Origin of the sequence: Roseococcus pinisoli (genome assembly GCF_018413645.1) — a bacterium.
Lineage (GTDB): Bacteria > Pseudomonadota > Alphaproteobacteria > Acetobacterales > Acetobacteraceae > Roseococcus > Roseococcus pinisoli.
This window is the reverse complement of record NZ_JAHCDA010000002.1, coordinates 317972-332462: the sequence shown is the minus strand read 5'-3', so window position 1 is coordinate 332462 and position 14491 is coordinate 317972. Positions and strand designations below refer to the sequence as shown.

Below are 14491 nucleotides of genomic sequence, written 5' to 3'. Positions count from 1 at the left end.
CCGATGCCCGAGGCCTGGCGAACAAGCGAGGAGGACGCGGCGGCCCTGCTGGAAGCCCGCCATGGCGATCCCTTCGCGGTGCTGGGCCCGCACGAGGTTGAGGGTGGCCTTGCCATCCGCGCCCTTCGGCCCGGCGCCGAGGCCGTGGAGGCCGTCTTCGACGACGGCAAGGTCCTTCCCCTGGAACGGCGCGGCGCCACCGCCTTCTTCGAGGGACGGCGGCCTGGCACCGCCCTGCCCGCCCCCTACCGGCTGCGCCTCCGCGAAGGCGGCGGCCAGATGGACATCCTCGATCCCTACGCCTTCGGCCCTTCGCTCGGCCCGCTCGACGATCATCTGCTGATCGAGGGCACGCATCGGCACCTGCATGAGCGGCTGGGCGCACATCTGCTGGAGCATGAGGGCGCCGAGGGCGTGCGCTTCGCCGTCTGGGCACCCGATGCACGACGCGTCTCGGTGGTGGGCGCCTTCAATCGCTGGGATGGCCGCCTCCATCCCATGCGCCGCCGCGTGGATTCCGGGATCTGGGAGCTCTTCCTGCCCGGCCTCGGCGAGGGCGCGGCCTACAAATACGAGATCCTGGGCGCCCAGGGCACGGTCCTGCCGCTCAAGGCCGATCCGGTCGGCTTCGCGGCCGAGCTGCGGCCCGCCAATGCCAGCATCGTCGCCCGGATCGACGGCTTCGAATGGACCGATGCCGCCTGGATGGAGGCAAGGGCAGCGAAGGATTTCCGCCGCGAGCCGATGGCGATCTACGAGGTCCACGCCCCTTCCTGGAAGCGCCATCCCGACGGCCGCTTCTGGCATTGGGACGAGCTCGCCGCCGACCTCATCCCCTACGTGAAGGAGATGGGCTTCACGCATATCGAGTTCATGCCGGTGATGGAGCATCCGCTGGACGGCTCCTGGGGCTATCAGCCCATCGGCATGTTCGCGGTCACCGCGCGGCTGGGTGACCCGCTGGGCCTCGCCCGCTTCATCGACGCCGCCCATACCGCCGGCATCGGCGTCATCCTCGACTGGGTGCCCGCGCATTTCCCCGAAGATGCGCACGGCCTGGCGCATTTCGACGGCACCGCGCTCTACGAGCATCCCGATCCGCGGCGCGGCTATCATCCGGACTGGAAGACCGCGATCTATGACTACGGGCGCAAGGAGGTGGAGGCCTTCCTCGCTTCCAACGCCCTCTTCTGGCTCGACCGCTTCCACGCGGATGCGCTGCGGGTGGATGCCGTCTCCTCGATGATCCATCTCGACTATTCGCGCGCCCCCGGCGAATGGGCGCCCAACGAGGATGGCGGCAACGACAACCGCGACGCCGTGGGCTTCCTGCGCCGCACCAATGCGATGATCGCGGAGAGGGCGCCGGGCGCGCTGATGATCGCCGAGGAAGCCACGGACTGGACGGGCGTCTCCGCGCCCGTGGCCGAGGGCGGCCTGGGCTTCGGCTTCAAGTGGAACATGGGGTGGATGAACGACACCCTGCGCTACGTCGCCAAGGACCCGCTGCACCGGCGCTGGCATCATCGGCTCATGAATTTCGGGCTGGTCTATGCCTTCAACGAGAATTTCGTGCTGCCGCTCAGCCATGACGAGGTCGTGCACGGGAAGGGGACCATCCTGGGCCGCATGCCCGGCGACGACTGGCAGCGCTTCGCCAATCTGCGCGCCTATTTCGGCTTCATGTGGGGGCATCCCGGCAAGAAGCTGCTTTTCATGGGCCAGGAGTTCGGGCAATGGCGCGAATGGTCCGAGACGCGCGAGCTCGACTGGCGGCTGCTGCAATACCCGCGCCACCAGGGCGTCCGCTCCCTGGTGCGCGACCTCAATCGCCTGCACCGGCAGATCGCGGCGCTGCACGAGCTCGACGGCGAGGCCAGCGGCTTCGCCTGGATCGATGCCGACGACACGCAGCGCTCCGTCCTCACCTGGCTGCGCTTCGATGAGCGGGGTGGCCCGCCTGTTGCGGTACTCTGCAACTTCACGCCCGTGCCCCGGGTTGAGACGCTGATCGGCCTGCCCCATGCCGGGCCCTGGCGGGAGGTGCTCAATACGGACGCCCAGGAATACGGAGGATCCGGCCTTGGAAACGGCGGTGTCGTGATGGCCGCCGCCGAGCCTGCCTTCGGTCAGCCCGCTTCGGCGCGGGTCCTTTTGCCGCCGCTTGCCACCGTCTATCTCGTCCCCCAGCCAGGGGAGGCCCGGAACGTCCTCCCGGAGGAATCGCATGCCTGACAGCGCCCTTGCGCCCGCTCCCCTCGCCCGCACCGCCATGGCCTTCGTGCTGGCGGGAGGGCGAGGTTCCCGCCTCATGGAACTCACCGACAAGCGCGCCAAGCCCGCCGTCTTCTTCGGCGGCAAGTCGCGCATCATCGACTTCGCGCTGTCCAACGCCATCAATTCCGGCATCCGCCGCGTGGCCGTCGCGACCCAGTACAAAGCGCACAGCCTCATCCGCCATCTCCAGCGCGGTTGGAACTTCCTCCGGCACGAGCGGAACGAGAGCTTCGACATCCTGCCCGCCAGCCAGCGCGTATCAGAGCAGTCCTGGTACCTCGGCACAGCCGATGCGGTGTTCCAGAACATCGACATCATCGAGGACCTGGCGCCGAAGCACATGGTCATCCTGGCGGGCGACCACATCTACAAGATGGACTACGAGCGCATGCTCCAGCAGCATGTCGATCAGGGGGCGGATTGCACCGTCTCCTGCATGGCGGTGCCGCGCATGGAGGCCACGGGCTTCGGCGTCATTCATGTCGATGCGTCGAGCTGGGTGGTGGACTTCGTCGAGAAGCCCAAGGACCCGCCCGGCATTCCGGACCGCCCCGATCTCGCGCTCGCCTCCATGGGCATCTACGTCTTCGAGACGAAGTTCCTGATCGAGCAGCTGAAGCGCGACGCGGCGGACCCGAATTCCAGCCGCGACTTCGGCAAGGACATCATCCCCTGGCTGGTGCAGAACGGCCGCGTCGCGGCCCATCGCTTCGAGCGGAGCTGCGTGCGCTCCAGCATGGAGGAGGCGCCCTACTGGCGCGACGTCGGCACGGTCGATGCCTATTGGGAGGCGAATATCGACCTCACCGACATCATCCCGCCGCTCGATCTCTTCGATAAGAGCTGGCCCATCTGGACCTATGGCGAGGTCGTGCCGCCGGCGAAGTTCGTCCATGACGAGGCGGGCCGGCGCGGCGAGACCATCTCCTCGCTGGTCTCGGGCGGCTGCATCGTCTCGGGCGCCTCGGCGCATCGCTCGCTGCTCTTCACGGGCGTGCACCTGCATTCCTACGCCAAGGTCGATGGCGCGGTGCTGCTGCCGAATGTGGATGTCGGGCGCGGCGCGCGGCTGACGAAGGTCGTGGTGGACCGCGGCGTGCGCATCCCCGAAGGCATGGTGATCGGCGAGGATCCCGCAGAGGATTCCCGCCGCTTCCGCGTCTCGGAAAAAGGCGTGTGCCTGATCACCCAGGCGATGCTCGACCGGCTGGCATGAGCGTAGCGCCGAAGAAGGCCGCGGCGGCGCCCTCCGCACCGCTGCGCGTGCTGGCCGTGGCCTCGGAGGGCTTTCCCTTCGTGAAGACGGGGGGGCTGGCCGATGTGGTCGGCGCCCTGCCCGGCGCGCTGGCGCCGGAGGGCATCGCGGTCACGACCATGCTGCCCGGCTATCCCGCCGTCATGGCCGCGCTCGGCCCGGTGGAGGCCAGCGAGACGGTGGCCGACCTCTTCGGCGCGCCGGCGCGGCTCGTGCGCGCGCAAGCCGCGGGGCGGGACCTGCTGGTGCTCGACGCGCCGCATTTCTTCGCGCGCTCCGGCTCGCCCTATCTCTCGCCCACGGGCGGCGACTGGCCGGACAACGCCATGCGCTTCGCCGCACTCGGCCGCGCGGTCGCGCAGGCGGTGCCGGGGCTGGGCGCGATGGCGGGGTTCGACGCCGTCCATGCGCATGACTGGCAGGCCGGCCTGGCGCCCGCCTATCTCCGCTTCTCGGGCTCCAATGTCCCGACGCTCTTCACCATCCACAACCTCGCCTTCCAGGGGCAGTTCCCGGCCGATGTCTTCGGGCTGCTGGGCCTGCCGGCGGCGGCCTTCCGGACGGAAGGCCTCGAGTATTTCGGCATGGTCGGCTACCTCAAATCCGGCATCTGGTTCGCCGATCGCGTCTCGACCGTCTCGCCTGGCTACGCGGCCGAGATCCGCACGCCGCAATGGGGCATGGGGCTCGACGGGCTGCTGCGCGGCCGCGGCGGCGCGCTGAGCGGCATCCTCAACGGCCTCGACACCGCCGAATGGGACCCCTCCGCCGACGCCCATCTGCCGGCGCGCTTCGAGGCAAAGACCGCTGCCGCCGCGCGTGCCCGGAACAAGGCCGAGCTGCAGAAGCGCATGGGCCTCGCCGCTGCGCCCGACGCGCCGCTCTTCGTCTTCATCGGCCGGCTTGCCTGGCAGAAGGGCGTCGACCTCATCCTGGAGGCGCTGCCGGCCATTCTCGACCAGGGTGGGCAGCTCGCCGTCCTCGGCAGCGGGGAGCGGGCGCTGGAGAACCGCGTGCATGGCGCCACCGCCGCGCAGACCGGCCGCGTCGGCAGCTATGTCGGCTTCGACGAGGGCCTCGCCCGCCTCTGCTACGGCGGGGCGGACTTCGTCCTGATGCCGTCGCGCTTCGAGCCCTGTGGCCTGGGTCAGCTCTGTGCACTGCGCTACGGCGCGCCGCCGGTTGTCGCGCATGTGGGCGGCCTTGCGGACAGCGTGGTGGATGCGAATGAGATGGCGCTCGCTTCGGGCGTGGGGACCGGCTTCAACTTCGCGCCCGTCGGCCACGAGATGCTGTCGGCCGCGATCGAGCGGGCCATCGGCGTCTACCGCGAGCCCGCGCTGATGCGGCAGGTCCAGGCCAATGCCATGGCACAGGACGTGTCCTGGACACGCTCAGCGACGAAGTACGCGGCCATCTTCCGCGAGATGGTGGCAGGGCGTGGCTGAGGCGGCGGGCCGATGCGCGCCCTAGGCGTCACGCCCGGCCCGAAGGGGGTGGAGGTCGCCATCCCCGCCCCCGGCGCCACGCGCCTGACCTTTTGCGTCTTCGAGGGGGACCGCGAGGTCGCGCGCCACCCTCTGCCGCATCGGCAAGGCGACGTCTTCCACGGGCACATCCCCGGCCTGCGTGAAGGCACGCGCTATGGGCTGCGGGCGGAGGGCCCGTGGGCCGCGCGCTTCAACCCGGCCAAGCTCCTGCTCGACCCCTGGGCGCGCGCTCTGGAAGCCCCGCTTAGGCTCCATCCCAGCGCCTTCGACACGGCCGGTGAACCCGATACGGCCGATAGCGGCCCACACCTCGTCCACGCGGTGGTCCAGGCGCCCTTGCCCGTACAGGACTGGCAACCCTTCCCGCCCCGCCCCGAGGTGATCTACGAGCTGCATGTGCGTGGCTTCACCGTGCGCCATCCGGATATCCCCGAGGCGATAAGAGGCACCTTCGCCGGCCTCGCGCATCCGGCCGCCATCGCGCATCTGCTCCGGCTTGGCGTCACCACGGTGGAGCTGATGCCCACCGCCGCCTGGGTGGATGAGCGGCATCTCGGCCCGCTCGGGCTGACGAATTACTGGGGCTACAACTCCATCTGCTGGCTCGCGCCCGACCCACGCCTGGCGCCGGGCGGCATGGCCGAGGTCCGTGCCGCCGTGACCGCGCTGCGGGCGGCGGGGATCGGCGTCGTGCTCGACATCGTGCTGAACCACAGCGGCGAGGGCGACGCGCTGGGGCCCACCCTCTCGCTTCGCGGCCTCGGTCACGAAGCCTGGTACCGGCTGCATGACGGCCATTACGTCGACGACACCGGCTGCGGCAACACGCTGGCACTGGACCGCCCCTGGCCGTTGCGCCTCGCCATGGATGCGCTGCGCCATTGGGCCGAGCAGGCGGGCGTGGACGGCTTCCGCCTCGATCTGGCGACGACGCTGGGGCGTCGGCCGGCGGGCTTCGACCCGCATGCGCCGCTGCTGGCCGCGATGCGACAGGATCCCATCCTGCGGACCCGCCGCCTCATTGCCGAGCCCTGGGATCCGGGGCCGGGCGGTTATCAGCTCGGCCAGTTTCCGCCCGGCTGGCCCGAATGGAACGACCGCTTCCGCGACGACGTCCGCCGCTTCTGGCGCGGGGCGGAAAGCGGCGGCCTGGGTCCGCTGGGGACGAGGCTCGCCGGCTCGGACGACATCTTCGGCGATCGCGTGGCCGACAGCCTGAACTACGTCACCGCGCATGACGGCTTCACGCTGCGCGACCTCGTGAGCCACGAGCAGCGCCACAACCTCGCCAATGGCGAGGAGAACCGGGACGGCACCACCGACAACCATTCCTGGAACCGCGGCGTCGAGGGTCCGAGCGACGATCCCGCGATCGAGACCGGACGCAGGCAGGACGTCAGGGCACTGCTCGCCACGCTGCTCGCCGCGAGGGGCCTGCCCATGATCTCGATGGGCGACGAGGCCGGGCGCAGCCAGGGCGGCAACAACAATGCCTATGTCCAGGACAATGCTTTGTCCTGGTTCGACTGGGAGGGGATGGACCAGGGCCTCGTCGACTTCACCGCGCGGCTGATCGCGGCCAGGCGGGCGCATCCGGCCCTGCACGCAACGGTCGCGCTCACCGGCCGCGCGACGGAGGAGAGCAGCCTGCCCGACGTGGCCTGGCTGCATCCCGCCGGCCACCCTATCGCCCCCGAGGACTGGGATGGCTCACGCGCACTCGTGGCGCTGCTTCATAGCGCCGGCGACCGGGTGCTCGTTGCCGTCAACGGGGGCGATGATGCGCTGGCCCTGCGCATGCCCTCGCCCCGATGGGGTTTCCGCTGGCAGCTCCTGGCCGATAGCGCTCGTCCCGAGGCCGCGGCGATCAGCGATCTGGCGCCGCGTTCGGTGGCACTGCTGGCAGAGGTACCGGTCGCGCCGCGCAGCGCTTCGGCCCCCGATCCCGAACTGCTCGCCCGGCTCGCCAGGGCCGCCGGGTTGGCGCCTGTCTGGCGCGATCTGGAAAGCCGCGAGCATCAGGTGCCCGAGGGCACGCTGCGCCATATCCTGGGCACGCTGGGCCTGCCGGCCGAGACATCGAGCCAGGCGCGCGACAGCCTCGTCCGCCGCCAGCAACGCCCCTCGCTTCCCGCCCATCTCGCCGTTCGGGTCGGATCGCCTGCGGAGATCGCCCTCGGCGAGAGTATTCCAGCGCGGCTCGAATTCGGGCTGACGCTGGAGGATGGCGGCCGGATCGAATGGAGCGCCGAGGCGGAAGGCGGGCGTGTCCCCCTTCCGATCCTGCCCACGGGGCGACATGAGCTGCGGCTTGGGGAGGCGCTTTGCCGGATCACCGTAGCGCCGCCAGCCTGCTTCCTGCCGCCGTCGATGGAAGCCGGCCAGCGCCATTTCGGCGTCACCGCGCAGAGCTATTCCCTGCGCCACGCCGCCGACCAGGGCATGGGCGACTTCACCGCCATCGCCGAGCTCGCGCGGCGGGCGGACCGGGAGAGCGCGCTGTGGCTGGGCATCAGCCCGCCGCATGCCCTTCCCCTCACGGATCGGGAGCGTGCCAGCCCCTACCAGCCCTCGGACCGCCGCTTCCTCGAGCCGATGCTGATCGATGTGTCGCGGCTCGGCGGTGCGGATGATTTCGCCGCGCTGCGGGCCTCACCCTGGATCGACTACCCCGCCGTCTGGCGCGCCAAGCGCGCTGCGCTGCAGGCTGCCTGGGCACGCTTCGATCGCACCGACCCGGCCTTCGCCGCCTTCCGCCTTGAGGGTGGTGCAGCGCTGGAGCGCTTCGCCGCCTTCGGCGCCCTGGCGGAGCGGCTGGGACATGGGGATGCCCGCCGCTGGCCCGCCGGCCTGCGCCATGGCCACGACAGCGGGGTGGAAGCCTTCTGCGCGGCGGAGGCGGAGGCCGTCGGCTTCCACGCCTGGCTGCAATTCGTGGCCGACCGCCAGCTGGCCGAGGCTGCCTCTGCCGGCGCTGGCCTATATCGCGACCTCGCCGTCGGCACCGCGCCGGATGGGGCCGAGCTCTGGTCGGGCGAGATGGCCTTCCTGCCCGACCTCTCCATCGGGGCACCGCCGGACCCGCTCGGCCCGGCCGGGCAGGTCTGGGGCGTGCCGCCGCCGGATCCGCTCGCTTCCGAGGCGCAGGGGCACGCGGCCTTCGGCGCGCTCATTCGCGCCAATATGCGCCACGCGACGGCCCTGCGGATCGACCATGTGCTGGGGCTGAAGCGCCTCTTCCTGGTTCCGGACGGGGCCACCGCGGCCGAGGGCTGCTATCTTGATCAGCCCTTCCAGGCGTGGCTGGGGGAGATCGCACTGGAATCGCATCGGGCCAGCTGCACGGTGGTCGGCGAGGATCTGGGCACCGTGCCTGCAGGCCTGCGCGAGGCGCTGCACGATGCGCGCGCTCTCTCCTACCGCGTTCTCTGGTTCGAGCGCGAAGGTGCTGCCTTCACACCCCCGTCGCGGTATCCAGCCCTGGCCGCCGCCTGCGTCTCCACCCATGACCTGCCCACGCTGGCCGGCTGGTGGGAGATGACCGACATCGCCGAGCGCGAAGCGCTGGGCATGGTGGATCGGGATTGGGCCGAAGCCGCCCGCCAGGAACGCGACGCGGAGCGCCAGCGGCTTTTCGCGGCCCTGCATGCCGCCGGCATCGAACTCCCGGCCCCAGGGGAAGGTCCCCTGCCTCCTGAGCTGGCTGGCGCCATCCATGCCTTCGTGGCGGCGACGCCCAGCCTGATGCTGCTTGTCCAAGCCGAAGACCTGGCCGGTGAGCGCATCGCCGTGAACCTGCCCGGTACGGATCGGGAGCGCCCGAATTGGCGCCGGCGGCTGAGCGTGGAAACGGACGATCTTCTCGTGACGCCGATGGCGCAAGCCATCCTTGCGGCGTTGCCGGAACGACGGTGACCACGAATGCATATCGGACAAAGCGATTATAACGATCCAAAAATGGCATCGCATGGATTGCGCAGGGATTTATTGACCAATACTTAAGAGCAATAATGTTGCACAATTCGAATGCCGAGAGGCGAAGCGCCGGCAACCCACCGCTCACCGTTCTGCTGACAAATGTCTGGCTGGACGGTCCCGGCGGCACGGAGTGTGTCGTGCGGGAGGTGGCCCAGGGGCTGCTGGCCAGAGGACATCGCCCGATCGTCTACTCTCCCCGGCTGGGCGACTTTGCCCGGACGATCCGGGAAAGCGGCATCACCGTCGTCGATGACCTGGAGGCGGTGACCGAGGTTCCCGACATCATCCACGGCCACCACTTCATCCCGACGGCCGAAGCCATCATCCGCTTTCCCGGCACCGCTGCGCTGTATGTGTGCCACTCCTGGCGCTTTTGGGTGGAGCAACCTCCGGTTTTTCCGCAGATTCGGCTTCACGCCGGCGTCAACGAAACCATCGTCAGTCAATTGGTATCGCAGAACGGCCTGCCGGCGGAGCGGGTTGCCCTCATCCCCAACGCGGTCGATCTGCGGCGCTTCGGCCCGAGGCAGCGACCCTGGCCCGATATGGCTCCCCGCCTGTTGGCGTTTCATGGCGGCGGTCTCCACCAGCCCTTCATTCGTGAGGCGGCCTCCAATCTCGGCCTTCCCCTGACCTCCCTGGGCCGTGGCGGCGACCGCATGACAGACACGCCGGAGGTCGAGCTTCTCGCGCACGACATCGTCTTCGCGACCGGACGATCGGCGCTCGAGGCCATGGCCTGCGGTTGCGCGGTCATTCTCTGCGGAGAAGCCGGAATGGCCGGCCTTGTCACGCCCCGGAACTTTGACTGGTTCAGACGGTGCAACTTCGCAGGCCCAGCCTTCACCCGACCGGTCTCGACCGATGATCTCATCAAGGAGATACAGGCCTGCGACCCGGCAGAGGTCGCCCAGGTCAGCGCCAGGGTGCGCGAGGTCGCCTCGCTCGATGCACAGCTCGATCGGTTCGAAGAGATTTACGGGGATATTCTGCAGGAATCTGCTGATTCACCGGTCTCCGCCACCGCGCATCAGGGCGCGCTGCGGAAGTTCCTCAAGGCAGCCCTGCCGCGTTTGCCTTATGACAAGCGGTGGTTTTGGCAGGAAGAACAGGAATGGATGGCGGGCGAAATCGAGAAATGGAAGGCGCACTACGTCGCCTCGGTCGCCGAAATGTCTGAAACCAAGGCTCTCTTGGAACTTCGCCGCGCCGAAACGTCTGAAACCAAGGCTCTCTTGGAACTTCGCCTCGCCGAACTGAATGAAAATCATGGGCGCGTCGCAGATCTCGAGCGTCAATTGACCGCGGCTGAGGAAATCAGGCCCCTCTTGGAACTTCGCGCCGCCGAGCTGGATCAGAGCCGAGGCCGGATCGCGGATCTCGAACGGCAATTAGCCGCGGTTGGGAAAACGGAATCCCTTCTCAGCTCCGCACAGCTGAAGAACATCGAGCTTTCGGACGAGCTCCTCGCGCTTCGGAACAGCCGATCCTGGCGCCTCACCCGGCCTCTTCGTCAGCTTCGGAAAATCCTGTCACCGACCTAGCCGACGCCGTGCTCCGAAGTGGAGCACGACGCCAAGGGAGGCCTTGCCTCAGGCCGCCTTCAGGATGCGGCCCGCGACCGCGTCCAGCTTGCGCAGCATCTCGGGATCGCGGCTGTCGGGCGCCGTGATGAGGGCGTGGTCCAGCGCGCGGTCACAGCCCGCAGGGCACGGGCCGCGCGCGACGCCGACACGCGGGATCAGCGCCTTCACCAGGCTCTTCGCCTTGTCGGCATTGGAGAAGAGGACCTTCACCACCTGGTCGACCGTGACGTGGTCATGGTCCGGGTGCCAGCAGTCGAAGTCGGTCACCATGGCGACGCTCGCGTAGCAAATCTCGGCCTCGCGGGCGAGCTTGGCCTCCGGCATGTTGGTCATGCCGATCACGTGGCAGCCCCACTGCCGGTAGAGCAGGCTCTCGGCCTTGGTGCTGAACTGCGGCCCTTCCATCGCCAGGTAGGTGCCGCCGCGCGTCATCTCGAGGCCGAGCTCGCGGCCCGAGGCCTCGATGGCGTCGGACAGGCGTGGGCAGGTCGGATGGGCCAGGCTGACATGCGCCACGCAGCCCGGGCCGAAGAAGGACTTCTCCCGCGCGAAGGTGCGGTCGATGAACTGGTCGACGATCACGAAATGGCCCGGCGGCAGGTTCTCCTGCAGGGAACCGACGGCCGAGAGTGAGATGATGTCCGTCACGCCCGAGCGCTTCAGCGCGTCGATGTTCGCCCGGAAGTTCAGGGCGGAGGGCGGCGTGGGGTGGCCGCGGCCGTGGCGGGGCAGAAAGACGCAGCTGATCCCGGCCAGCCGGCCGAAAAGCAGCTCGTCCGAGGGCTCGCCCCAGGGCGTGGCCACGCGGCGCCACTGACGGTCCTCGAGCCCCTCGATGTCATAGAGGCCGGAACCGCCGATGAGGCCGATCACGGGTTCGACGATCTCGCTCACGCTGCAATCTCCAAAATGCGAAAAGGGGGCGCTGCATGGCGCCCCCCAGGGTCTAGATCAGCTGGCCGCCGGTTCAAATCGCCCCGGCGATGACAGTCCGGCGACGCTCAGTGCGCGTCGGCCCAGATCCGGCGCTTCGTCAGATAGGCGAGGACGCCCAGGATGCTGAGGAAGATCAGGATCTTCACGCCCATCGCGCGCCGCGTCTCCAGCTCGGGCTCGGAAGCCCAGGCCATGAACGTCGTCACGTCGCGTGCCATCGCCTCGACGGTGTTCGGGACGCCGGCACCGAAATCCACCTGCCCGTCGCTGAGCGGCGGGCCCATGGCGATCTGATGGCCTGGGAAGTACTCGTTGTAGTGCATCCCCTCCATCACCGTGACTCCGGCCGGCGCGTCGCGGTAGCCGGTCAGCAGCGCGTAGAGGTAGTTCGCGCCGTTCTCGCGGGCCTTGGTGATGACCGACAGGTCGGGCGGCAGCGCGCCGCCATTGGCGGAACGCGCGGCGTTGTCGTTCGGGAAGGGCCGGCGGAAGTGGTCCGAGACGCGGCCGGCGCGCTCGAACATCGCGCCCTCGTCGTTCGGGCCATCCGTGATCTGGAAGCTCGCCGCGATGTTGCGCACCTGGTCCGCGCTCAGGCCGAGCTCGGTCAGGTTACGGTAATACATCTGCCGCATGGAGTGGCAGTTCGAGCAGACCTCCTTGTAGACCTGGAAGCCGCGCTGCGCGGCCGCCCGGTCATAGGTGCCGAAGAGGCGGGCGAAGCTGAAGCCCGCATCGGGGATCTGCGGGCCGTGGCCCTCCGCCGCCAACGCCGGACCGGCGAAGAGCAGCGTCGCGGCGACGGCAGCGGCCTTTAGGGAGGCGACCTGGATCTTGAACATGGTTCAGGCCTTTTCCATCGGCTTGGCGGTGGCACCGCCCGGGAGGGGTCCGCCGCCCGAATGGCCGCCGCCATGGGCCTTCTTGCCCAGGACCGCGACGGAGATGCTCTCCGGCAGCGGCAGCGTGCGCTCGAAGCGACCGAGCAGCGGGAGCGCCACCAGGAAGTAGGCGAAGTAGAGCAGGGTCGAGATCTGGCTGATCAGCACGTAGGGCTGCTCGGCCGGCTTACCGCCGCACCACATCAGGACGAAGAAGTTCACCGTCCAGAGAAGGAACAGGATCCGCGAGATCGGACGGAACCGCAGCGACCGCACCTTGGAAGAGTCGAGCCAGGGCAGGAAGAACAGCAGCACGATCGAGCCGCCCATCAGCAGCACGCCGCCGAGCTTATCCGGCACCGCGCGAAGGATCGCGTAGAAGGGCAGGAAGTACCACTCCGGCACGATGTGCGGCGGCGTCACCATCGGGTTCGCGGGGATGTAGTTGTCCGCGTGGCCCAGGTAGTTCGGCGCGAAGAACACCAGCGCGGCGAAGACCATGAGGTAGACGACGATGCCGACGCTGTCCTTGATCGTGTAGTACGGGTGGAACGGAAGCGTGTCCTGCGGACCCTTCGGCTCGATGCCGAGCGGGTTGTTCGAGCCCGTGATGTGCAGGGCCGCGATGTGCAGGAACACCACGCCCGTGATCACGAAGGGCAGCAGGTAGTGCAGCGAGAAGAAGCGATTCAGCGTCGGGTTGTCGACCGAGAAGCCGCCCCACAGGTAGGTCACGATGGTGTCGCCGACCACGGGTATGGCGCTGAACAGGTTCGTGATGACGGTGGCGCCCCAGAAGGACATCTGGCCCCAGGGCAGCACGTAGCCCATGAACGCCGTCGCCATCATCAGCAGGAAGATCGCGACGCCCAGCATCCACAGCAGCTCGCGCGGCGCCTTGAAGGAGCCGTAGTACATGCCGCGCCAGATGTGGACGTAGACCACGATGAAGAACATCGAGGCGCCGTTCGCATGGGCGTAGCGGATCAGCCAGCCGAAGTTCACGTCGCGCATGATGCGCTCGACGCTGTCGAAGGCCATGGTCACATGCGGCGTGTAATGCATCGCGAGGACGATGCCGGTCACGATCATGATCACGAGATTGATCATGGCGAGCGCGCCGAAGTTCCAGAAGTAGTTGAAGTTACGCGGCGTCGGGAAAACGCCGTATTCCTTCTGCACCATGGTGAACACCGGCATGCGCTGGTCGATCCAGCGGACTACCGGGTTTGTGAACTGAGAGTCGTGCAGGCCGCCGGCCATGTTGCTCGTCCTCTAGAAGTTGCGACGTGGGCGGCGCGGCGTCATGCCGGCCGCCCGGACCGGTTCAGCCGATGCGAATGGCGCTGTCGGAGGTGAACGCATAGGCGGGCACCGGCAGGTTGAGGGGAGCAGGCCCCTTCCGGATGCGCGCGGAGGTATCGTAGTGGCTGCCGTGGCAGGGGCAGAACCAGCCGCCGTAGTCACCCTTCGGGTCGGTCGGCTTCTGGCCCAGCGGGATGCAGCCCAGATGCGTGCACACGCCAACGACGATCAGCCAGGGCCCGCGCTGCACGCGGGATTCGTCCGTGGCGGGATCCTTCAGGTCGCTCATCGGCACAGCGCGGGCGGCGGCCACTTCCTCTTCCGTGCGATGACGCACGAAGACCGGCTTGCCGCGCCACATCACGGTGACGGCCTGACCGACCGTGATCGGCCCGATGTCGACATCCGTGCTGGCCAGCGCGAGAACGTCGCGGGCCGGGGCAAGCTGGGAGATGAAGGGCCAAACGATGGCACCGGTGCCCACAGCGGCGAAGGCCGCCGCCGAGAGCTTGAGGAAATCCCGCTTGGTGGCGCCCGGGTGGTCCCCGTGCGTCCCAGGCGTTGCCAGCGCGTCAGCCATTCAGGTCACCTCTCTGCCCATCCGTCGAAGTTTCGGATGAAACCCTTGATCCCCGGGGCTTTGGGCACACGTCGCCCAGGTCCCCGGAGGCTTCCGTGCCTATTACGGTCGGTTTGGGAATGTGGCAACCGCGCTCACGCTTCAGAACGCGCAATTGGCTCCGTGGCTTGGCTATTCAAGGCCCTCCAGGGACCCCGGCGCCG

General features: G+C 68.5%; 9 protein-coding genes. 5 read left to right on the top strand and 4 right to left on the bottom strand.

Translation table 11 applies throughout. The annotated features are described in order from the left end of the window. Positions 1-3 precede the first annotated feature (3 nt). The 5 genes from glgB to KHU32_RS10375 all read left to right on the top strand — a co-directional run bounded on the left by glgB (position 4) and on the right by KHU32_RS10375 (position 10544). On the top strand, positions 4-2235 hold the full coding sequence (glgB, locus tag KHU32_RS10395; protein WP_213670036.1) for a 1,4-alpha-glucan branching protein GlgB: 2232 nt from the start codon (positions 4-6) through the stop codon (positions 2233-2235). Then, entirely contained in the window at positions 2228-3493 is a 1266-nt protein-coding gene (gene glgC / locus KHU32_RS10390; protein WP_213670035.1) for a glucose-1-phosphate adenylyltransferase, read from the top strand. The genes glgB and glgC overlap by 8 nt, the downstream gene beginning before the upstream one ends. Positions 3494-3534: 41 nt before the next feature. Next, complete coding sequence (gene glgA, locus KHU32_RS10385) at positions 3535-4980, top strand: glycogen synthase GlgA (protein WP_213670867.1); 1446 nt, start codon at positions 3535-3537, stop codon at positions 4978-4980. Positions 4981-4992: 12 nt separating this feature from the next. Then, positions 4993-8937: a glycogen debranching protein GlgX gene (gene glgX, locus KHU32_RS10380; RefSeq protein ID WP_213670034.1), complete on the top strand. Its 3945-nt coding sequence runs from the start codon at positions 4993-4995 to the stop codon at positions 8935-8937. Positions 8938-9032: 95 nt separating this feature from the next. Continuing rightward, positions 9033-10544, top strand: coding sequence for a glycosyltransferase (locus tag KHU32_RS10375; protein ID WP_213670033.1), 1512 nt, complete (start codon positions 9033-9035; stop codon positions 10542-10544). A 48-nt stretch (positions 10545-10592) separates the two neighbouring features. Here KHU32_RS10375 and KHU32_RS10370 read toward each other — a convergent pair whose 3' ends face one another. The 4 genes from KHU32_RS10370 to petA form a co-directional block, all read right to left on the bottom strand. Beyond that, positions 10593-11480 carry an S-methyl-5'-thioadenosine phosphorylase gene (locus KHU32_RS10370; protein WP_213670032.1) on the bottom strand — a complete coding sequence of 296 codons (888 nt, stop codon included), beginning with the start codon at positions 11478-11480 and terminating at the stop codon, positions 10593-10595. Positions 11481-11587: 107 nt separating this feature from the next. Further along, positions 11588-12364 carry a cytochrome c1 gene (locus KHU32_RS10365; protein WP_213670031.1) on the bottom strand — a complete coding sequence of 259 codons (777 nt, stop codon included), beginning with the start codon at positions 12362-12364 and terminating at the stop codon, positions 11588-11590. A 3-nt stretch (positions 12365-12367) separates the two neighbouring features. After that, entirely contained in the window at positions 12368-13666 is a 1299-nt protein-coding gene (locus tag KHU32_RS10360) for a cytochrome b (protein WP_213670030.1), read from the bottom strand. 64 nt (positions 13667-13730) lie between these two features. Further along, positions 13731-14288: a ubiquinol-cytochrome c reductase iron-sulfur subunit gene (gene petA / locus KHU32_RS10355; RefSeq protein ID WP_213670029.1), complete on the bottom strand. Its 558-nt coding sequence runs from the start codon at positions 14286-14288 to the stop codon at positions 13731-13733. Positions 14289-14491: the final 203 nt, after the last annotated feature.